Genomic DNA, 20,222 nt, shown 5'->3' on the forward strand with positions numbered 1-20,222 from the left:
GAGGATGCGGATGGCAAGACCGGCGGGCCACGATGGGCGAATGGACGACGAGCTGGTGGAGCGTTTCCTGACCGACGGCTTCGTGAAGCTCGAGGGGGCCGTCGCACCCCGCGTCGCCGAGGGCTGCGCCCGGCGGCTGTGGCAGGAGACGGGGTACGACCCCGAGGACCCGGCCACCTGGAAGGACCCGGTGGTCTGGGTGGCCGGCCTGGCCGACGGCCCCTTCGCCGCCGCCCCCAACTCCCCTGCGCTGCACCGGGCGTTCGACCTGCTGGTCGGTGAGCGGCGCTGGGACCCGCGCTACTCGCTGGGTGCCTTCCCCCTGCGGTTCCCGCACCGGGAGGAGCCGGACGACGCGGGCTGGCACATCGACACGAGCTTCATGCCGGAGGGCGCCACTTACTGGTACGCCAACCTGTGGTCCAGGGAGCGCGCCCTGCTGATGCTGTTCCTGTTCAGCGAGGTGACCGAGGCGGACGCACCGACCCGCGTCCGGGTCGGCTCGCACCTGGACGTGCCCCGCATCCTGGAGCCGTACGGCGCGGAGGGTGCCACGCTGGGCGAGCTCGGCCCGCGGGTGGCGGCGGCCTCCGCGCACCGCCCGGTGGCCCTCGCCACCGGCCGGCCGGGCGACGTCTACCTGTGCCACCCCTTCCTGGTCCATGCCGCCCAGCCGAACCACGGCACCCGTCCGCGCTTCCTGGCCCAGCCGCCCCTGTACCTCAACGCGCCCCTGGAGCTGGACCGCCCCGACGGGAACTACTCGCCGGTCGAACGTGCGGTCCGCCGGGGTCTGGCCCTGGACTCTGCGGAGGGCTGACCCCGGCGGACGGTCACCGTCCTACGACAGCGGCGGGTAGGCGTTCGCCATCAGCTGCTGGAACTGGGCGGAGAACCAGTGCCCGGACAGCGGCGCGTTCGGCAGGGCGCCGGACATGCTGTTGCCGTTGCGGGCGTTGCCCGTGTACGTCGGGTCGCACATCCGGTCGAAGCCCTTGCCCTCGTCGTTCGGGATGGCGGTGCTGGAGCCGTCGGACTCGCCCGGGGGCTTCATCCAGACATAGGCGTCGATCCCGGTGGCCGGGCTGGCCTGCGGGCGTTCGCCGAGGCCGGCTCCGGACTGGTTGCACCAGTTGCCGACGTGGATCCGGCGGTCGTAGCGGCCGCCGTCCACGTAGGTGTCCACGCTGGTCGTCGCGCCGGGGCCGGTCGGGCGGGCGCTGCCGCCCCAGCCGTTGCGGGAGGTGTCGATCAGCATGCCGATGCCGGAGTTGAAGCCGACCGAGACCAGCTGGGTGCGGAAGGCCTGGGCGAAGGACAGCTCGTCGACGTAGCGGTTCCAGTCGACCCACTTGGACTGGCGGACGGAGGTGCCGTTCACCGTGTCGTTGATGGTGAAGTTGTTCTCCTTCAGGGCGCTGTAGTTGGCCGTGTTGGTGATGAAGCCGGCCACGTCGTCGACGGTCGCGCCCTCGCTGGTGGCCGCCTGCTTGAACAGGGTGGCCGCCGGGGCGAAGTTGTCGTCCCAGCCGAGCCAGCCGTGGTGGCCGGCGTCGAGGTAGTTGTAGACGTTCGGGATCGCGCCGAGCTTGGCGAGCGCGTAGCCGACGCCCTTCACGTAGTTGCCGTTGGCGAGCATGGTGTCGCAGTTGGGCGTGGCGGTGGCCCGGCTGCCGGTGTTGGTGACCAGGTTGGGCAGCGAGTCGATCTCGATGGTGGTGACGATCCGCAGCGAGGCGTACTTGGGGTCGGCGAGGATCGTCGCGATCGGGTCGATGAACTGCGTCTTGTACTTGTCGATCTCCGTCGGGCCGAGTTCGCCGTTGGAGGCGAGGGCTGCGCAGTCCCGTCCTGGCAGATCGTAGACGACCAGCTGGACGACCTCCTCGCCGCTGCCCTTCTGGGCGAGGGCGGCGTCCAGGTGGGCGCGCAGACCCATGCCCCCGTTCACGCCCGCGATGGCGGCGATGCGGTCCAGCCAGACGCCGGTGGGCTGGTTGGAGATCCGGCTGCCACCAGTCTCGGCGGCGGCCTTCGCCGACCACTCGGGGTTCACGTACACCTTGGCGCCGGTGTAGGGGTTGTCGACGCGGGTCCCGGAGCCGCCCCCGTTGCCCCCGCCTCCGCCTCCCCCGCTGCCGTCGTCGACGTTGCAGGTGACGCCGTCGAGGGTGAAGGCGGTCGGGAGCGCGTTGGTGCCGCTGTAGGACCCGTTGAAGCCGAAGCTCACCGAACCGCCGGTGGCCAGCGTGCCGTTGTAGGTCTCGTTGGCCGCGGTGACGGCCGTGCCGCTCTGGGTGATCTTGCTGTTCCAGAAGCTGGTCACCTTCTGGTTCCCGGCGTACGACCACTTCACCGCCCAACTCGACTTCGCCGCCGAGTTGTTGGTGACGGTGACGGCGGCGGTGAAGCCGGCGCCCCAGTCGTTCTGGATCTTGTAGTCGACGGTGCAGGGGATCGCGGCGATCGCCGCCTCCGAGGAGGGGGTCACGGCGACCGCCGGCCCGGACACCCCGGCGACGAGCGCCAGGGCGGCGAGTACCGCTGTTCTGGTACGACTCATGAGTGCGGGTTCCTTCTTCTTCGGTGGGTGGGCTAGGGATTGATGGCCTGGAGGTGGTCGCGCAGCCCGGCGCCGTACGCCGTCGGCGTGCCGCTGTAGTCGGAGATCAGGGACGGGCCTGAGGAGCAGTCCCAGGTGTTCCAGGTCCAGCCCAGATAGGACAGGCCGCGGTCGTCGAACCACTTCATGACCTGGTCGACGAAGCCGTGCGAGCAGGTGTTCTCGCCGATCTCCCCGGCGACCAGCGGCACCTGGGCCGCGACCGGGGCGAGGGTGGAGTTCCAGCAGCTCTCACTGGCGCAGGTGTTGAAGTTGTAGACGTGGTAGGCGGCGACGAGATTGCCGGCCGGGTCGGTGGGCCGGTACGCCAGCCACTGGCCGAGGTCGTTGGAGTACGCGAGCCCGCCGATCATGATCACGTTCTTGGCGCCCGCCGACCGGATGCCGTCCACCAGATCCTGCATGCCGGCGACCTCGTACCCGATGCCCGGGCAGGTGCCGCCGTCCCGCCAGCACTGCCAGGCCTGGGTGGTGGTGGAGGTCGCCCGGTCCGGGTACGGCTCGTTGAACAGGTCGAACACGGCAGCCGGGTCGTCCTTGAAGGTGCCGGCCACCGAGGACCAGAAGGACGGGGTGTACTGGGCGTCCGGCATCGGCTTCTGGCAGGTGGCGTGCACGTCGGAGCAGCCCGCGGAGTTACCGGTGTACTGCCCGTAGGACCAGTGCAGATCGAGGATCGGCGTCATGCCGAACGACTCGACGCGGGCCACCAGGTCCTTGACCGCGTTGATGTAAGGGGCGCCGCGGTACTCGGGCTTGACGTTGGACAGGCCCAGCCAGCACTCCTCGTTGAGCGGGATGCGGACGGCGTTGGCCTTCCAGTCCGCGATCGCCTTGATCGCCGCGTCGTCCACCGGACCGTCCCAGATCCCGTAGCCCTGCACGCACATGAACTCGCCGCCGGAGCGGTTCACGCCGAGGAGACGGTGGGCCGTGCCGCCGGCGTCCACGAGCTTGGCGCCGGAGACATGCAGGGCGGGCGCCGTGCCGGTGCCGGGCGGCCCGGTCGGCGTCGGGGTCGGAGTGGGCTCCGAATCGACGTTGCACGTGGTGCCGTTGAGCCTGAACGCCGTCGGCACGGCGTTGCTCCCCGACCAGGAGCCGAGGAATCCGGCGCTGACACTGGCGCCGCTGGCGAGCGGGCCGTTCCAGCTCTCGTTCGTGGCGGTGACCGTCGTACCGGACTGGGACCACTTGGCGCTCCAGCCCTGGGTGACCTTCTGGCCGTTGGCGAAGTCGAAGCCGAGGCTCCACCCGCTCATGGCGGCCATGTTGTTGGTGAGGGTCACGGAGGCCTGGAAGCCGGTGTCCCACTGGCTGGTGACCGCGTACTGCACCGTGCACGCCGGCGTTGCTCCGGACGCCGACACCACCGGCACCAGCGCGGACCCTATGAGGGCGACCGCACCGGCGACGGCTAAAAGAACTGAACGCGGGGGGTGTCGCATGAGCGACTCCTTGCAGCTCGGGCACGTCGTGACGGACGCGTCGACTGAACGGAATCGCTCCCACTGGTGCGAAGGAAGGTAGCGCCGAGTGACAGCAAAGAACAGAGGAGTTGCTTGACTTTTCCTCAGCGGCGTCCGTCGAATCTTTTCGACTCTTCAACCGCCTTGACCGAACCATGCCACGTCTCCACTATGGGAGCGCTCCCACTGGTTCAAGCCTTGACTTCTTCCCGAGCCGCAAGCGCAAGGAGGAACCAGCACATGCATCCCACCCACCCCCCGCACCCCGGGCGGAGACGCAGAGCGGTACGACGGTTGTGGACGGCGGCCGTCGCCGCCCTCGCCCTGCCGCTGTCGATGCTCGCCACCGGAACGACTCCCGCCCACGCGGCGACGGTCCAGTGCAGCGTCGACTACAAGACCAACGACTGGGGCACCGGCTTCACCGCCGACCTGACCCTCACCAACCGCGGTACCGACGCGATCAACGGCTGGACGCTGACGTACGCGTACACGGGCAACCAGAAGCTGACGAACGGCTGGAACGGCACCTGGTCCCAGTCCGGCACGTCGGTCACCGTGCAGAACGCGTCGTACAACGGCACGATCGCGGCGGGCGCGGCGGTGTCGACGGGCGCCCAGTTCTCGTACACCGGCAGCAACGCGGCGCCCACCGGCTTCGCTGTCAACGGCACGACCTGCGCCGGCGCGCACCAGCCGCCGGTCACCGTGCTGACCAGCCCGAGCGCGGGCGCGGTCTACACGCAGGGCGACGCGGTACCGCTGGCGGCGACCGCGGCGGCGGCCGACGGCGCGACGATCAGCAAGATCGAGTTCTACGACGACACCACACTGCTGGGCACGGACACCTCGTCGCCGTACTCGCTCTCGGCCACCGGTCTGGCCGTGGGCGGCCATTCGCTGGTGGCGAAGGCGTACGACAGCCTGGGCGCGTCCGCGTCCTCGACCCCGGTCGGCATCACGGTCGCCTCCGGTCCCGCCGTGGTCGCCTCGCCCACCCAGCTGGGCATCCAGCAGGGCGCGACCGGCACCTTCGGGGTGCGCCTGTCGAAGCAGCCGACCGCCAACGTGACGGTGTCGGTGGCCCGCACGGCCGGGAACACCGGGCTGTCGGTGAGCGCCGGATCGTCGCTGACCTTCACCCCGTCCAACTGGAGCACCGCGCAGAACGTGACCGTCGCCGCGGACTCGGCCGGCACCGGCACGGCGACCTTCACCGCGTCCGCGACCGGCTACGCCGGCGCCACGGTCACGGTGACGGAGCTGGCCGCGTCGAAGGCGTACGACGCGCGCTTCCTGGACCTCTACGGGAAGATCACCAACCCGGCGAACGGCTACTTCTCCCCCGAGGGCATCCCGTACCACTCGGTCGAGACGCTGATCGTCGAGGCGCCGGACCAGGGGCATGAGACCACGTCGGAGGCCTACAGTTACCTTCTCTGGCTGCAGGCCATGTACGGCAAGGTCACCGGTGACTGGTCCAAGTTCAACGGCGCGTGGGCCCTCATGGAGAAGTACATGATCCCGACCCACGCCGACCAGCCGACGAACTCCTTCTACAACGCGTCCAAGCCGGCCACCTACGCGCCGGAGCTGGACACGCCGAACGAGTACCCGGCGAAGCTGGACACCTCGGTGCCGGTGGGTTCGGACCCGATCGCGGCCGAACTGAAGACCGCGTACGGCACGGACGACGTCTACGGCATGCACTGGCTGCAGGACGTCGACAACGTCTACGGCTACGGCGACACTCCGGGCGGCGGCTGCGAGGCCGGCCCGACGGCCGACGGGCCGTCGTACATCAACACCTTCCAGCGCGGGGCACAGGAGTCGGTGTGGGAGACGGTCCCGCAGCCGACCTGCGACGCCTTCAAGTACGGTGGCACGAACGGGTACCTGGACCTGTTCACCGGTGACTCGTCCTACGCCAAGCAGTGGAAGTACACGGACGCCCCGGACGCCGACGCGCGTGCGGTGCAGGCCGCGTACTGGGCGGACGTGTGGGCGAAGGCCCAGGGCAAGGGCGCCGATGTCTCCGCCACCGTCGGCAAGGCGGCGAAGATGGGCGACTATCTGCGCTACGCCATGTACGACAAGTACTTCAAGAAGATCGGCAACTGCGTCGGCCCGTCGACCTGCGCGGCCGGCACCGGCAAGGACGCCTCGGACTATCTGCTGTCCTGGTACTACGCGTGGGGCGGCGCGACCGACACCAGCGCGGGTTGGGCGTGGCGCATCGGGTCCAGCCATGTGCACGGCGGCTACCAGAACCCGCTGGCCGCGTACGCGCTCAGCTCGTATGCCGACCTGAAGCCCAAGTCGGCGACCGGCGCGGCGGACTGGAGCACGTCCCTCACCCGGCAGCTGGAGTTCTACCGCTGGCTGCAGTCCTCCGAGGGCGCCATCGCGGGCGGTGCGACGAACAGCTGGCAGGGCAGGTACGCGAGTCCGCCGGCCGGTACGTCGACGTTCTACGGCATGTACTACGACTGGGAGCCGGTCTACCACGACCCGCCCTCCAACCAGTGGTTCGGCTTCCAGGCCTGGTCGATGGAACGGGTGGCCGAGTACTACCAGCAGACCGGGAACGCCACGGCCAAGGCGGTCCTCGACAAGTGGGTGGCGTGGGCGCTGTCCAAGACCACGATCAACCCGGACGGCACCTACCAGATCCCCTCGACGCTCCAGTGGTCCGGCCAGCCCGACACCTGGAACGCCTCAAGTCCCGGCAGCAACAGCGGACTTCACGTCACCGTCGCCGACTACACGAACGACGTGGGCGTGGCGGCCGCGTACGCCAAGACGTTGACGTACTACGCCGCCAAGTCCGGCAACGCGACGGCGAAGTCGACGGCCAAGGCGTTGCTCGACGGCATGTGGGCCCACTACCAGGACAGCCTGGGGATCGCGGTACCGGAGACGCGGGCCGACTACAGCCGCTTCGGCGACAGCGTGTACGTGCCGAGCGGGTGGTCCGGGAAGATGCCGAACGGCGACGCGGTCAACTCGTCGTCGACGTTCGCCTCGCTGCGGTCCTTCTACCAGGACGACCCGGCGTGGTCGAAGATCGAGAGCTATCTGGCGGGCGGGGCCGCACCCTCGTTCACCTATCACCGGTTCTGGGCTCAGGCGGACATCGCGCTGGCGATGGGGTCGTACGCGGAGCTTCTTGAGTAGTCCCGGTGAATGCGGTGGTCGGCTGCGGGTTTCGTCGTGGCTGGTCGCGCAGTTCCCCGCGCCCCTTCGGGGCGCGACAGCCAGGTCGGCCGGGCGTCCCCCACCCGCACTGGGGGACGCCCGGCAACTGTCACACCGTGCAGTAAGCGCTTACCATCTCCCCTGCGGAAGGACATCCGTGCGAAGAACCCGCATCCTCACAGCCGTCCTGGCCCTCGCCGCCGGGTTACTCGCGGGCACGCCGCCCGCGCTCGCCGCCCACGAGACCGCGAAGGTCACGCTCGCCGCCGACAGCTACACCTGGCACAACGCCCGGATCGACGGCGGCGGTTTCGTCCCCGGGATCGTCTTCAACCGCAGGGAGAAGAACCTCGCCTACGCCCGTACCGACATCGGCGGCGCCTACCGCTGGCAGGAGTCGACGAAGACCTGGACGCCGTTGCTGGACTCGGTCGGCTGGGACCGGTGGGGCCACACGGGTGTGGTCAGCCTGGCCTCGGACTCGGTCGATCCGAACAAGGTGTACGCGGCCGTCGGGACGTACACCAACAGCTGGGACCCGACGAACGGGGCCGTGCTGCGCTCCTCCGACCGCGGTGCCAGCTGGCAGAAGACCGATCTGCCGTTCAAGCTGGGCGGCAACATGCCCGGGCGGGGCATGGGCGAACGGCTGGCGATCGACCCGAACAAGGACAGCGTGCTGTACCTGGGCGCGCCCAGTGGCAAGGGGCTGTGGCGTTCGACGGACTCCGGGGTGACCTGGGCGCAGGTGACCGACTTCCCCAACGTCGGTGATTACGTTCAGGATCCGACCGACACCAGCGGCTACGCCTCCGACAACCAGGGCATCACCTGGGTCACCTTCGACGAGTCGACCGGTACGGCCGGTACGGCGACGAAGACGATCTACGTCGGGGTCGCCGACCTGCAGAACTCGGTGTACCGCTCGACGGACGCGGGCGCCACCTGGACCCGGCTCGCCGGCCAGCCGACGGGATACCTCGCGCACAAGGGCGTACTGGACGCCGTCAACGGCTACCTGTATCTCTCCTACAGCGACAAGGGCGGCCCGTACGACGGCGGCAAGGGCCGGCTGTGGCGGTACGCGACCGCGACCGCCACCTGGACGGACATCAGCCCGGTGGCGGAGGCCGACACGTACTACGGCTTCTCGGGACTGACGGTCGACCGTCAGCACCCCGGCACCGTGATGGCGACGGCGTACAGCTCCTGGTGGCCGGACACCCAGCTCTTCCGCTCCACGGACAGCGGCGCGACCTGGACGAAGGCGTGGGACTACACGTCGTACCCCAACCGCTCGAACCGCTACACGATGGACGTCTCGTCGGCCCCGTGGCTCACCTTCGGCGCCAACCCGTCACCGCCCGAACAGACCCCGAAACTGGGCTGGATGACGGAGGCGCTGGAGATCGACCCGTTCAACTCGAACCGGATGATGTACGGGACGGGAGCCACGCTCTACGGCACCGAGAACCTGGGCAACTGGGACTCCGGCGGCCAGTTCACGGTCAAGCCGATGGTGCAGGGCCTGGAGGAGACGGCGGTCGACGACCTGGCCGCGCCCCCGTCCGGCGGGGCCCAGCTCTTCAGCGCGCTGGGTGACATCGGCGGCTTCCGCCACACGGACCTGACCAAGGTCCCCTCGCTGATGTACACGTCCCCCACCTTCACGACCACGACGAGCCTGGACTTCGCGGAGACGCATCCCAACACCGTGGTCAGGGTGGGCGATCTCGACTCCGGCCCGCACATCGCGTTCTCGACGGACAACGGGGCCAACTGGTTCGCCGGGGCGGACCCTTCGGGGGTGAGCGGCGGCGGTACGGTCGCCGCGGCCGCCGACGGCAGCCGGTTCGTCTGGAGCCCGGCGGGCACCGGCGTCCAGTACGCGACGGGCTTCGGCGCGTCCTGGTCGGCGTCGAGCGGGATCCCGGCCGGGGCGATCGTCGAGTCCGACCGCGTCGACCCGAAGACCTTCTACGGCTTCAAGTCCGGCAAGTTCTATGTCAGTACGGACGGCGGCGCGAACTTCACGGCGTCCGCCGCGACCGGCCTGCCCAGCGGCGACAGCGTGCGTTTCAAGGCGCTGCCCGGGACGAAGGGCGATGTGTGGCTGGCGGGCGGCGCCACGGACGGCGCGTACGGCCTGTGGCACTCCACGGACGGCGGCGCGAGCTTCACCAAACTCGCGAACGTCGACCAGGCCGACACGATCGGCTTCGGCAAGGCCGCGACCGGTGCCTCGTACCAGACCCTCTACACCAGCGCGAAGATCGGCGGAGTACGCGGCATCTTCCGCTCCACGGACAAAGGGACGACCTGGACGCGTATCAACGACGATGCCCACCAGTGGGGTTGGACGGGCGCGGCGATCACGGGTGACCCCCGGGTGTACGGCCGGGTGTACATCTCGACGAACGGCCGGGGCGTGATCTACGGCGACACGGCCGGAGGCGGTGACGACGGCGGAGGCGGCACGGATCCCACCCCGACCGGCGCCTGCGCGGTCACCTACCGGATCACCAACCAGTGGACGGGCGGCTTCCAGGCGGACGTCCAAGTCACCAACACGGGCTCGGCGTCCTGGACCGGCTGGTCCCTGGGCTGGTCCTTCCCGAACGGCCAGACCGTCGGCCAGCTCTGGAACGCCGACTGGACCCAGTCCGGCGCTTCCGTGACCGCGAAGAACGTCAGCTGGAACGGCACGGTCGCCGCCGGCTCCTCGGTGTCCTTCGGCTTCACGGGCACCTGGACCGGCGCCAACGACAAACCGGCGGCCTTCAAGCTGGGCGACCAGACCTGCACCGTCGCCTGACCGGCCGAGGGCGTGTGCCGCACCGGGCACGCGCCCTCTTCGGCCGCTCGGCCGGGGGGGCAGCGGGCGAGTTCAGCGGGTGCGATCAGCGGACGACCAGTCGGTGCGGTCCCGCCGGGCCCGGTTCGCCGATGACCAGGGCGCCCGGGACCTCGCCGGCGAGGAGGAGCCCGCCGGAGGTCTGGGCGTCGGCGAGGAGGAGCCGGGTCAGGTCGTCGGCGTCGCCGAAGTCGGTGTGCGGGGTGACCCGTGCGAGTGTCGGGGTCGGTGCCCAGCCAGCGCCAGCTCACCAGGTTGCCTGCGTCGGTGTGGACGCTGACCACGACCCGGTCGAGGGCCTCGACCTGGCATGCGGTGGCCGCTAGGGCGCTGCCCGCGGAGAGTGCGGTCAGGCCGGCGCCGACCAGGGCGGCCGTGGTGGTGAGCGCTGCCAGGACGGCTGAGCGGCGTCTGCGAATGCGGGTGCTGCACGGGACATGCCTTCCGGGAGACGGACGGGGGTCCTTCGTCAGTCGGCGCCGTCCGCCCGGGAGTTGCCGTATCTTTCGGCCAGTTCGGCGACCGTACGGGCGATGCGTTCGCGCAGCTCGGGCGGGTCCAGGACCTCGATGTCCGTGCCCAGGCGCAGGAATTCGGCGACAGCGTGGTCGACCGACTCGATGGGGATCCGAGCCAGTGTCCAGGCGTCGGCCGTCCCCACCCCCACCGCTCTGGGGAACGTGACGCCCGGCGCCAGCCGGACCAGGGTTTCGCCGCCGCCGTACAGCCTCGCGTGGAAGTCGCGCTGGTAGGCCGTCCAGTACGCGGCCAGGTCGAAGCCGTCCGGGCGGGTGAACCCCTCCTCCGATGAGGCCAGTTCGAGGATCTGGTCGACCCGGTAGGTGCGTGGGCCCGGGGCCGCCACGACGTACCAGCGGCCCGCCTTCAGGACCAGCCCGTACGGCTCCAGGCGCCGCCGTACATCGGTCGGCTCACGCCAGCGGCGGTACCGGACGTCCAGGGCGCGGCCGTTCCAGACGGCTTCGGCGACGGCGGGGAGATGGGGGACCTCCCCGGTGTCCGCGTACCAGCCGGGGGCGTCGAGGTGGAAGCGGCCGCTGATCCGGTCGGCGTGGGCGCGTAGCTCCGGCGGGAGGGCGGCGCGCACCTTGAGCTGGGCAGCGGCCAGGATCGGTCCCAGGCCGAGGTCGGCGGCGGGACCGGGGGCGCCGGCCAGGAAGAGGGCCTCGGCCTCCGGGGCGGTGAGGCCGGTGAGGCGGGTACGCCAGCCGTCGAGGAGGCGGTAACCGCCGGCGTGGCCCGCGTCGCCGTACAGCGGAACGCCGGTCGCGCTCAGGGCCTCGACGTCCCGGTAGACCGTGCGGACGGACACCTCCAGCTCCGCGGCGAGCTGGGCGGCGGTCATCCGGCCCCGGGTCTGGAGCAGCAGCAGGATCGAGACGAGTCGGCTGGACTTCACCGGCCCAGAATCCCAGTTTCCACTGACAGAAGGTGTCAGTGGAGCCGAACTAGCGTCCCGTACATGAGCTTCACGGAAAAACTGCTGACCGTGCCGCGCCCCATCGAGGTAGCCGGCCGGCACATCAAGCGCTACCACGTCACCGCCGACCCCGCGGGCATCGCGCCCGACATCGAGAAGGCGGCGTACGCGATCCTCCCCGAACTGTTGCCGGAGCCGGACGGCACCCCGCCCGCGACCTTCGTCGTGCTGCACAGGGGCGCGGACACCGGCGCCTACCTCAACGCGTACAGCTGGGTGTGGGACAACGTGCTCCACTTCCGGGGCGCCTCGGCGGGCCAGCCGGTCCTCGGCTGTCCGGACACGGACCCGACCCACTTCGTCAGGCCCGACCTGCCGTGGATCGGCTGCGTCTGGGAGCTGCCGCCGATCCGGCACGAACGGGACGCCTGGGTACGGCACCTGCTCACGCCCGATGTCCCGGACCTGGAGGCCTACTTGGCCGACTCCCTGCCCGAAGGAACCACCGGGGAGCGCGTATGAGCAGCCCGCACGACTTCGACTTCCTCCACGGTGAGTGGGAGGTCCGCAACCGCCGCCGTACCGACTTCCTCGACCCGGACAGCGACTGGGAGGAGTTCGACGCCGTCAGCCGCTGCCGGCCGCTGTTCGACGGCGCCGCGAACGTCGACGAGATCGACATGCCGCGGCTGGGGGCGAAGGGCGCGACCCTGCGGCTCTTCGACCGGGAGACCGGGCAGTGGTCGCTGAACTGGGCGACGAACCGCACCGGGAAGCTGTTCCCGCCGGTCGTCGGGCGGTTCACGGGCGGCCGCGGGGAGTTCTACGGCGACGACAGGTACGACGGCCGGAACGTACGGGTGCGGTTCGTGTGGTCGGGGATCTCCCCCACCGGTGCACGCTGGGAGCAGGCGTTCTCGGTGGACGGCGGGGCGACCTGGCTGACCAACTGGACGATGGACTTCAGCCGTCCGCCGGTTTCCTGAACGCCCGGACGCCGAAACGGGGGTCGGGGCGGCGGCGGTCCTGGTCGGGCAGGGCCGCCAGCCGTTCGGCGAACTCCGCCACGCGGGGGTCGTCGGGCCGCAGCACCGTGAACCAGCCGCGCCGCAGGTCGGCGATGGTGGAACGGGGGGTGCGGCCCTGGCCGCGGCCGGAGAAGGCGGCCTGCCCGGCGGGGAGCAGGCCGTGCGCGACGGCGTGTGCCGACACGAGGCCGGCCGCGTCCGGCGCCGGGCGGCGCGGGCGCGCGGCGAGGACCGCGTCGATGTCGCTGCCGACGTCGTGCGCGGCGGCCTTGTCGACGGTCGTGACGTACACCCCGCCGGGCCGCAGCACCCGCGCGCACTCGGCGACAACGGTGTGGACCTCGGCGGCGTCGGCTATGAGATGAAGCAGCCAGACGGTGGTCACCGCGTCGAACGTGGCGTCCGGGAAAGGGAGTTGACGGCCGTCGGCGAGCACGACCGCCCCCGGCAGCCGGGTCGCCGCCATCCGTGCCATGCCGTACGCGCGGTCCGCCCCGGTCACCTGGCACGCGGGGCGGGCGGCGGCGAGGCGGCGGGTGACGATGCCGGTGCCGCAGGCGAGGTCGAGGAGGCGGCCGGGGCGGTCGGGGATCAGGCCGAGGACGGCGTCCGCGGCCGCCTCGGCGCGGGGTTCGCCGCCGCGTGTCGCGTCGTAGACCCCGGCTTCCTTGTCGTAATCGAGCACATGGCTCAGTGTGCGCCGTGACCTGGGGCGATTGCCTCCACCCTGCGGGCGAGTTCGAAGTCCAAGGCGGTGACGGCGCCGCCCACGCTGTGGGTGTTCACGGTGAGGGTGACCGTGTGGTAGCCGAGGGTGAGGTCGGAGTGGTGGTCGAGCTCGTCCTGGATGCGGGCGATGTGCACGACCAGTGCCGTGGCGGCGAAGTGCGAGTCGAGCCGGTAGGCGCGGGCGAGCCGGTCGCCGTCCAGCGACCACCCCGGCAACTCGGCCAGCCGGTCCTCGATCTCCTGCTGCGCCAGCGGTGCGACGGCCATGGTGCGGCTTCCTTCCCTGGGATACCCGGAGGCGTACGAGGGTTCAGCCTGCCACGACCAGGCCTTCCGGGCGCGTACGCTCCGCGGTGCGCGTCGCCTCGCGGCCGGCGTCCTCGGCGGGAACCGCCGGCTCGGCCCGGCCGGCCGCCCCCTCCTCGACTACGGTCGTCCGCATGACCACTGTCGCCGCCGGCCCCGCCGCCTCCCCGTCCGCCCCCGACGGGAAGGGGGTCGGCCCGCTGCTGCGCGCCTGGCGGGAGCGGCGGCGGGTCAGCCAGCTGGAGCTGGCCCTGCGCGCCGACTCCTCGGCCCGGCACATCAGCTTCGTCGAGACCGGCCGCTCGCGGCCCAGCGAGGAGATGGTGCTGCGGCTGGCCGAGCACCTGGACGTGCCGGTGCGGGAGCGCAACGCGCTGCTGCTGGCGGCCGGTTACGCCCCGCACTACCCGGAGACCCCGCTGGACGACCCGGCGCTGGACGCGCTGCGCGACGGCATGGAGCGGCTGATCCAGGGCTACGAGCCGTACCCGGCGCTGGTCGTGGACGCCACGTACACCGTGGTCGCCGCCAACCGGGGCATCTCGATGCTGCTGGAGGGCGTACCGGAGTCGCTGCTGGTGCCCGTGCCGAACGCGATGCGGCTGACCCTGCATCCGCAGGGCCTGGCACCGCGGATCCGCAACCTGCGCGAGTGGCGCGGGCACCTGCTGGAGCAGATGCAACGGCAGATCGCGCTGCACCGCTCGGACGCGCTGCGGGAGTTGTACGAGGAGGTCGTCGGCTATCCGGCCCCGGCGGGCGTGGACGACGGCCGACCCGCCGAGCCCGTCGCCTGGTTCGCGCTGCCGATGCGGATCGAGCACCAGGGGCGGGTGCTGTCGTTCGTGTCGTCGATCTCGACGTTCAACACCCCGATGGACGTGACGGTCGCCGAGCTGGCCATCGAGACGTTCCTGCCGGCGGATCCGGCGACGAGCAAGTACCTGCACTCACTGGCGAGTTGACGGACGAGGTTGCCTCGACCAGGTGTGCGAGGCGGCATCGCGTGGCACACTGCTCCCCGTACTTGTGCACGTAGGGGAGGCGTGGCGTGAGTGAGCGGCGTGCTGCGCCCACCGTAGGGCAGGTCGTGCTCGGCAAGCGGTTGCAGGAACTGCGGGAGGCCTCGGGCCTCGGCCGGGACGAGGCGGCGCGGGTGTTGCGGGTGGCGCAGGCGACCGTACGGCGGATGGAGATGGCCGAGGTCGCGCTGAAGATCCCGTACGTCCAGGTGCTGCTGGAGACGTACGGGGTGCCCGAGGAGGAGCACGCCGCGTTCGTGCGGCTGGCCGAGGAGGCCAACCAGCCGGGCTGGTGGCAGCGGTTCCACGACGTGCTGCCGGACTGGTTCAGCCTGTACGTGAGCCTGGAGGGCGCGGCCCGGGTCATCCGCTCCTACGAACCGCACTTCCTGCCCGGCCTGTTGCAGACCGAGGCGTATGCGCGGGCCGTGCTGGAGGCCGGGACGATAGGCCACAGCGACCCCGCGGCCGTGGAACGGCATGTGTCGCTGCGCCTGACCCGGCAGCGGCTGCTGGAGCAGGACGATCCGCCGCACCTGTGGGTGATCATGGACGAGACGGTGCTGCGGCGCCCGGTCAGCACCGACTGCGGGATGATGCGCGAGCAGGTCGACAAGCTCCTCGCCTTCGTCGAACGGGACCGGATCACGCTCCAGATCGCCGAGTTCGCGAGCGGCCCGCACCCGGGGACGTACGCGCCGTTCACGCTGTTCCGGTTCGCCGAACCGGAGCTGCCCGACATGGTCTTCACCGAGTATCTGACCGGCGCCCTGTACCTGGACTCCCGCGACGAGGTCGGCGCCCATCTGGAGGTGCTGGACCACATGACGGCCCGTGCCGCGTCGGCGCAGCGGACCGAGGAACTGCTGCGGGAGTACCGTGACAACCTCTGAGGAGCAGAGACCGTGACCGCATCCGAGCCCGCACCCACCGCCGTCGACACCAGCCGGCCGCATCCGGCGCGAGTGTACGACTGGTGGCTGGGCGGCAAGGACAACTACCCGGTGGACGAGGAACTCGCCCGGAAGATCCTCGCCGTGGACGGCACGGTGCTGCGCGGGGCGCGCGCCAACCGCCGGTTCATGCAGCGGGCGGTGCGCGTCGTCGCCGAGTCCGGGACCCGGCAGTTCCTGGACATCGGCACCGGCATCCCCACGGAACCGAATCTGCACCAGGTGGCGCAGGGCGTCGCAGCGGAGTCGAGGGTGGTGTACGCGGACAACGACCCGATCGTGCTGCGGCACGCGGAGGCCCTGCTGCGCGGCACGCCCGAGGGCAGCACCGCCTATGTCCACGCCGACGTCCGCGACCCCGACACCCTGCTGGCCCAGGCCGCCGAGACCCTGGACTTCGCGGAGCCGATCGCCCTGTCGCTGGTGGCGCTGACCCACTACCTCGACGACGACCCGGACGGCGACGACGTCCACGGGCTGCTGAAGAGGTACGTCGACGCGCTCGCCCCGGGCAGCCATCTGATCCTGTCCCAGGTCACGCCGGACCTCAGTCCCGAGGCCGTGGCGCAGGCGGCCGCGCACTTCCGGCGCAGCGGAACACCCTTCCACCCGCGTCCGCTGACCGGTTTCCACCGCTTCTTCGACGGACTGGAACTGCTCGGCCCCGGGGTGATCCCGGTCTCCGGCTGGCGCCCGGACCCCGAGGACGTGGCCCTCCAGCAGGAGGGCATCGTGCCGGTGTACGGAGCTGTGGCCCGCAAGGCCTGAGCCGTTCGGTCGCCCCGGACCGACGACCCGGTCGTACGGCTCGGCCGGGTGACCCGTTCGGATCGTCTGGACAGGTGCGTTCCCGCGCCCGCCCCTAGCGTCGAAGCCAAGGGTGAGCAAGGGAGCGCAGGTGACCGGCACGCAGACACCTCCCAGGGAGCCCGGTGCGGCGCTGCTCGGTGCCGCCCGGTTCTTCAGCCCCGGCACGCCCGCGCCCGATCTGCACAGCGTGGCCCTGACCGGCGGCCGGGAGGCGGACGCGTTCCACCGGGACCGCTGGAGCCACGACAAGGTCGTGCACTCCACGCACGGCGTGCACCGCACCGGCTCCTGCCGCTGGAAGGTGTACGTCAAGGACGGGATCATCACCTGGGAGACCCAGGAGACGGACTACCCGTCGGCCGGCCCCGACCGCCCCGAGTACGAGCCGCGCGGCTGCCCGCGCGGTGCCGCGTTCTCCTGGTACACGTACTCGCCGACCCGGGTGCGCTACCCGTATGTCCGGGGCGTGCTGCTGGAGATGTACCGGGAGGCGAGGAGCCGGCTGCGGGACCCGGTGGCCGCCTGGGCGGACATCCAGAACGACCCCGAGCGGCGCCGCCGTTACCAGCGGGCGCGTGGCAAGGGCGGTCTGGTGCGGGCCACTTGGGACGAGGCGGTGGAGATCGTCGCCGCCGCCCAGGTGCACACCATCGCGGCCTACGGGCCGGACCGGATCGCCGGCTTCTCACCCACCCCTGCGATGTCGATGGTGTCCCACGCGGCCGGCGCCCGGTACCACTCCCTCATCGGCGCCCCGATGCTGTCGTTCTACGACTGGTACGCCGACCTCCCGGTGGCCTCACCGCAGGTCTTCGGCGACCAGACGGACGTCCCGGAGTCGGGCGACTGGTGGGACGCGGCCTATCTGATGATGTGGGGTTCGAACGTCCCGGTGACCCGCACCCCGGACGCACACTGGATCGCGGAGGCCCGTTACCGCGGTCAGAAGGTGGTGGTCGTCGCCCCCGACCACGCGGACAACGCCAAGTTCGCCGACGAGTGGCTGCACCCGCACCCGGGGACGGACGGCGCACTGGCACTGGCGATGGGACACGTCGTCCTGAAGGAGTTCTTCGTCGACCGGGAGACCCCGTTCTTCGCGGACTACGTACGGAGGTTCACCGACCTGCCCTTCCTGGTCACCCTCACCGAACGGGACGGCGCGTACGTGCCGGGCAAGTTCCTGCGCGCCACCGATCTCGGGCAGCGGGGCGAGGGTGCCGAGTGGAAGACGGTCGTCCTGGACGCGGCGTCCGGCCGCGCGGTCGTCCCGAACGGCTCCCTGGGCTTCCGTTGGACCGAGACCGGCAGGGGCCGCTGGAACCTCGAACTCGGGACCATCGAACCGTTGTTGAGCCTGTACGGCAGTGAGGTCGCGAGCGGGGTCGAGGTGCTGCTCCCGCGCTTCGACACGGACGGCGGCGAGCACGGACGGGGCCACGGGGAGGTGCTGCGGCGCGGGGTGCCGGCGACCCGGCTGGGCGGGACCGACGGCCCTCTCGTGACGACGGTGTTCGACCTGCTGGTGGCACAGTACGGGGTGTGGCGGCACGGCCTGCCGGGCGCCTGGCCCGCGAGCTACGAGGACGCGGGTACCCCGGGCACCCCCGCCTGGCAGGAGCGGCACACCTCGGTCCCGGCCGCCAAGTGCGTGAAGATCGCGCGGGAGTTCGCGCGGACCGCGGAGCGCTCCAAGGGCCGCTGCATGATCCTGATGGGCGCGGGCACCAACCACTGGTTCCACTCGGAGACCATCTACCGCACCTTCCTGGCCCTGCTCCAGCTGACCGGCTGCCAGGGCCGCAACGGCGGCGGCTGGGGGCACTACGTCGGCCAGGAGAAGTGCCGCCCGGTCACCGGCTGGGCCACTCTGGCCTCCGCCGACGACTGGTCCCGGCCACCGCGCCAGATGATCGGCACGGCCTACTGGTTCCTCCACACCGACCAGTGGCGCTACGACCGTTTCGGCGCCGACGTCCTGGCCTCGCCGCTCGGTGAGGGCAGGTTCGCCGGGATGACGGGCGCGGACTGCCTGGCGCTGTCGGCCCGTTCGGGCTGGATGCCGTCGTACCCGACCTTCGACCGCAACCCTCTGGAACTGGGCGGTGTGTTCGGCGACCCGGTGGCCAAAGCGGCGGCCGAACTCCGGGCGGGGACGCTGAAGTTCGCCTGCGAGGACCCGGACGCCCCGGAGAACTGGCCGCGGGTTCTGACCCTGTGGCGGGCCAACCTGCTGGGCTCGTCGGCGAACGGCGCCGAGTACTTCACCAGGCATCTGCTGGGCACGCACTCCTCGCTGCGCGCCGAGGAGGCGGCCCCGGGCGAGCGGCCCCGGGACGTGACCTGGCGGGAGGAGGCGCCCGAGGGCAAGCTGGACCTGCTGCTCTCGCTGGACTTCCGGCAGACCTCCTCCACCCTGCTGTCGGACGTCGTACTGCCGGCCGCCACCTGGTACGAGAAGCACGACCTGTCGTCGACCGACATGCACCCCTACGTGCACTCGTTCACCCCGGCCGTGGACCCGCCCTGGCAGGCGCGCACCGACTTCGACATCTTCAAGGCGCTGGCCGAGCGGCTGAGCGAGCTGGCCGTGCGCCATCTCGGGGTACGCAGGGACCTGGTGGCCGCGCCGCTCCAGCACGACACCCCGGACGAGATCGCCCAGCCCGGCGGGGTGGTGCGGGACTGGAAGCGCGGGGAGTGCGAACCGGTGCCCGGGCAGACCATGCCGAACCTGGTCGTGGTCGAACGGGACTACACGGCGATCGGCGGCAGATTCGCGGCCCTCGGACCCCTGGTGGAGCAACGGGGCCTGCCCGCCAAGGGCATCGCCCTCATGCCGGACCAAGAGGTCGCGCATCTGCGGGAGTTGAACGGTACCGGCTTCGAAGGCCGCCCCTCCCTCGACACCGCGGTCAAGGCGGCGAACACCATCCTGGCGCTGTCCGGCACCACCAACGGCCGGCTCGCCACCCAGGGCTTCCGCACCCTGGAGCAGCGCACCGGGCAGGAGATGGCCCAGCTGGCCGCCGAGCACGAGGGCAAGCGGGTCACGTACGCCGACACCCAGGCGGCACCGGTCCCGGTGATCACCTCTCCGGAGTGGTCGGGCAGCGAGTCCGGCGGCCGTCGCTACACGGCGTTCACCCTCAACACCGAGCATCTCAAGCCCTGGCACACGCTCACCGGCCGCCAGCACTTCTTCCTCGACCACGACTGGATGCACGAACTGGGCGAGGCGCTCCCGGTGTACCGGCCGCCGCTGGACATGAACCGGCTCTTCGGCGAACCGCGCCTCGGTCCGGACGGACAGCGGGAGGTGACGGTCCGTTACCTGACCCCGCACAGCAAGTGGTCGATCCACTCCGAGTACCAGGACGACCTGTTCATGCTCGCGCTCTCCCGGTCCGGCCAGAACATCTGGATGTCCCCGCAGGACGCGGACGCGATCGGGGTGTCGGACAACGACTGGATCGAGGCGGTCAACCGCAACGGCGCGGTCGTGGCCCGTGCGGTCGTCTCGCACCGGATGCCGCCCGGCACGGTGTACATGCACCACGCCCAGGAACGCACGGTGGCCGTCCCCAAGACGGAGACCACCGGCATGCGCGGCGGCATCCACAACTCGCTGACCCGGCTGATCCTCAAGCCCTCGCACCTGATCGGCGGCTACGCCCAGCTGTCCTGGGCCTTCAACTACCTGGGCCCGACCGGCAACCAGCGCGACGAGGTGACGGTGATCCGCCGCCGCGGCCAGGAGGTCGAGTACTGATGCCCCGTGACGGAGTC

15 protein-coding genes and 2 pseudogenes are annotated in these 20,222 nt (G+C 70.9%); 9 read left to right on the forward strand and 8 right to left on the reverse strand.

Features of this window, described 5'->3' with window-relative positions:
* Positions 1-40 precede the first annotated feature (40 nt).
* Positions 41-820 carry a phytanoyl-CoA dioxygenase family protein gene (locus tag AB0N16_RS20290; protein ID WP_365798488.1) on the forward strand — a complete coding sequence of 260 codons (780 nt, stop codon included), beginning with the start codon at positions 41-43 and terminating at the stop codon, positions 818-820.
* A gap of 21 nt (positions 821-841) precedes the next feature.
* Here the strand turns inward: AB0N16_RS20290 and AB0N16_RS20295 are convergent, their stop codons facing one another.
* The gene (locus AB0N16_RS20295) at positions 842-2,563 is read right to left on the reverse strand and encodes a glycoside hydrolase family 6 protein (RefSeq protein ID WP_365798490.1); all 1,722 of its coding nucleotides are present in this window, start codon (positions 2,561-2,563) and stop codon (positions 842-844) included.
* A 32-nt stretch (positions 2,564-2,595) separates the two neighbouring features.
* Positions 2,596-4,071 carry a cellulose binding domain-containing protein gene (locus tag AB0N16_RS20300; RefSeq protein ID WP_365798492.1) on the reverse strand — a complete coding sequence of 492 codons (1,476 nt, stop codon included), beginning with the start codon at positions 4,069-4,071 and terminating at the stop codon, positions 2,596-2,598.
* A 261-nt stretch (positions 4,072-4,332) separates the two neighbouring features.
* On the opposite strand from AB0N16_RS20300, the gene AB0N16_RS20305 reads away from it, so the two are divergent.
* Together AB0N16_RS20305 and AB0N16_RS20310 are read left to right on the forward strand one after the other, a co-directional pair.
* Positions 4,333-7,269: a glycoside hydrolase family 48 protein gene (locus AB0N16_RS20305; protein ID WP_365798494.1), complete on the forward strand. Its 2,937-nt coding sequence runs from the start codon at positions 4,333-4,335 to the stop codon at positions 7,267-7,269.
* Between the two features lie 178 nt (positions 7,270-7,447).
* Positions 7,448-10,105 carry a cellulose binding domain-containing protein gene (locus AB0N16_RS20310; protein ID WP_365798496.1) on the forward strand — a complete coding sequence of 886 codons (2,658 nt, stop codon included), beginning with the start codon at positions 7,448-7,450 and terminating at the stop codon, positions 10,103-10,105.
* A gap of 85 nt (positions 10,106-10,190) precedes the next feature.
* On the opposite strand, the pseudogene AB0N16_RS20315 reads toward AB0N16_RS20310, so the two are convergent.
* From AB0N16_RS20315 to AB0N16_RS20325, 3 genes and pseudogenes are all read right to left on the reverse strand, one after another.
* A pseudogene (locus tag AB0N16_RS20315) lies at positions 10,191-10,352 on the reverse strand (selenide, water dikinase SelD); the annotation flags it as partial.
* 10 nt (positions 10,353-10,362) lie between these two features.
* A pseudogene (locus AB0N16_RS20320) lies at positions 10,363-10,576 on the reverse strand (rhamnogalacturonan lyase); the annotation flags it as partial.
* Between the two features lie 37 nt (positions 10,577-10,613).
* Entirely contained in the window at positions 10,614-11,564 is a 951-nt protein-coding gene (locus AB0N16_RS20325) for a YafY family protein (protein ID WP_365798498.1), read from the reverse strand.
* A gap of 63 nt (positions 11,565-11,627) precedes the next feature.
* On the opposite strand from AB0N16_RS20325, the gene AB0N16_RS20330 reads away from it, so the two are divergent.
* Together AB0N16_RS20330 and AB0N16_RS20335 are read left to right on the forward strand one after the other, a co-directional pair.
* On the forward strand, positions 11,628-12,107 hold the full coding sequence (locus AB0N16_RS20330) for a hypothetical protein (RefSeq protein WP_365798500.1): 480 nt from the start codon (positions 11,628-11,630) through the stop codon (positions 12,105-12,107).
* Complete coding sequence (locus AB0N16_RS20335) at positions 12,104-12,571, forward strand: hypothetical protein (protein WP_365798502.1); 468 nt, start codon at positions 12,104-12,106, stop codon at positions 12,569-12,571. The genes AB0N16_RS20330 and AB0N16_RS20335 overlap by 4 nt, the downstream gene beginning before the upstream one ends.
* Here AB0N16_RS20335 and AB0N16_RS20340 read toward each other — a convergent pair.
* From AB0N16_RS20340 to AB0N16_RS20350, 3 genes are read right to left on the reverse strand one after another with little or no spacing between them, the layout of a single operon-like run.
* Positions 12,549-13,298, reverse strand: coding sequence for a methyltransferase domain-containing protein (locus AB0N16_RS20340; RefSeq protein ID WP_365798504.1), 750 nt, complete (start codon positions 13,296-13,298; stop codon positions 12,549-12,551). The genes AB0N16_RS20335 and AB0N16_RS20340 overlap by 23 nt on opposite strands.
* A gap of 5 nt (positions 13,299-13,303) precedes the next feature.
* A complete protein-coding gene (locus AB0N16_RS20345; protein ID WP_365798506.1) occupies positions 13,304-13,609 on the reverse strand; it encodes a 4a-hydroxytetrahydrobiopterin dehydratase in 306 nt (101 codons plus the stop codon).
* A 43-nt stretch (positions 13,610-13,652) separates the two neighbouring features.
* The gene (locus AB0N16_RS20350) at positions 13,653-13,784 is read right to left on the reverse strand and encodes a hypothetical protein (protein ID WP_365798507.1); all 132 of its coding nucleotides are present in this window, start codon (positions 13,782-13,784) and stop codon (positions 13,653-13,655) included.
* On the opposite strand from AB0N16_RS20350, the gene AB0N16_RS20355 reads away from it, so the two are divergent.
* The 4 genes from AB0N16_RS20355 to AB0N16_RS20370 all read left to right on the forward strand — a co-directional run bounded on the left by AB0N16_RS20355 (position 13,783) and on the right by AB0N16_RS20370 (position 20,205).
* Complete coding sequence (locus tag AB0N16_RS20355; RefSeq protein WP_365798509.1) at positions 13,783-14,613, forward strand: helix-turn-helix transcriptional regulator; 831 nt, start codon at positions 13,783-13,785, stop codon at positions 14,611-14,613. The genes AB0N16_RS20350 and AB0N16_RS20355 overlap by 2 nt on opposite strands.
* An 86-nt stretch (positions 14,614-14,699) precedes the next feature.
* Positions 14,700-15,563: a helix-turn-helix transcriptional regulator gene (locus AB0N16_RS20360; RefSeq protein WP_365798511.1), complete on the forward strand. Its 864-nt coding sequence runs from the start codon at positions 14,700-14,702 to the stop codon at positions 15,561-15,563.
* A 12-nt stretch (positions 15,564-15,575) separates the two neighbouring features.
* Positions 15,576-16,391, forward strand: coding sequence for an SAM-dependent methyltransferase (locus tag AB0N16_RS20365; protein WP_365798512.1), 816 nt, complete (start codon positions 15,576-15,578; stop codon positions 16,389-16,391).
* Positions 16,392-16,521: 130 nt separating this feature from the next.
* Entirely contained in the window at positions 16,522-20,205 is a 3,684-nt protein-coding gene (locus AB0N16_RS20370) for a nitrate reductase subunit alpha (RefSeq protein WP_365798514.1), read from the forward strand.
* Positions 20,206-20,222: the final 17 nt, after the last annotated feature.

It is taken from the genome of Streptomyces sp. NPDC051105, assembly GCF_040682795.1.
Lineage (GTDB): Bacteria > Actinomycetota > Actinomycetes > Streptomycetales > Streptomycetaceae > Streptomyces.

Bases quoted from the DNA above. Each gene is read 5' to 3' on its own strand.
- AB0N16_RS20290 (WP_365798488.1), top strand. From the start codon at position 41: ATGGACGACGAGCTGGTGGAGCGTTTCCTGACCGACGGCTTCGTGAAG.
- AB0N16_RS20295 (WP_365798490.1), bottom strand. From the start codon at position 2,563: ATGAGTCGTACCAGAACAGCGGTACTCGCCGCCCTGGCGCTCGTCGCC.
- AB0N16_RS20300 (WP_365798492.1), bottom strand. From the start codon at position 4,071: ATGCGACACCCCCCGCGTTCAGTTCTTTTAGCCGTCGCCGGTGCGGTC.
- AB0N16_RS20305 (WP_365798494.1), top strand. From the start codon at position 4,333: ATGCATCCCACCCACCCCCCGCACCCCGGGCGGAGACGCAGAGCGGTA.
- AB0N16_RS20330 (WP_365798500.1), top strand. From the start codon at position 11,628: ATGAGCTTCACGGAAAAACTGCTGACCGTGCCGCGCCCCATCGAGGTA.
- AB0N16_RS20335 (WP_365798502.1), top strand. From the start codon at position 12,104: ATGAGCAGCCCGCACGACTTCGACTTCCTCCACGGTGAGTGGGAGGTC.
- AB0N16_RS20345 (WP_365798506.1), bottom strand. From the start codon at position 13,609: ATGGCCGTCGCACCGCTGGCGCAGCAGGAGATCGAGGACCGGCTGGCC.
- AB0N16_RS20355 (WP_365798509.1), top strand. From the start codon at position 13,783: ATGACCACTGTCGCCGCCGGCCCCGCCGCCTCCCCGTCCGCCCCCGAC.
- AB0N16_RS20350 (WP_365798507.1), bottom strand. From the start codon at position 13,784: ATGCGGACGACCGTAGTCGAGGAGGGGGCGGCCGGCCGGGCCGAGCCG.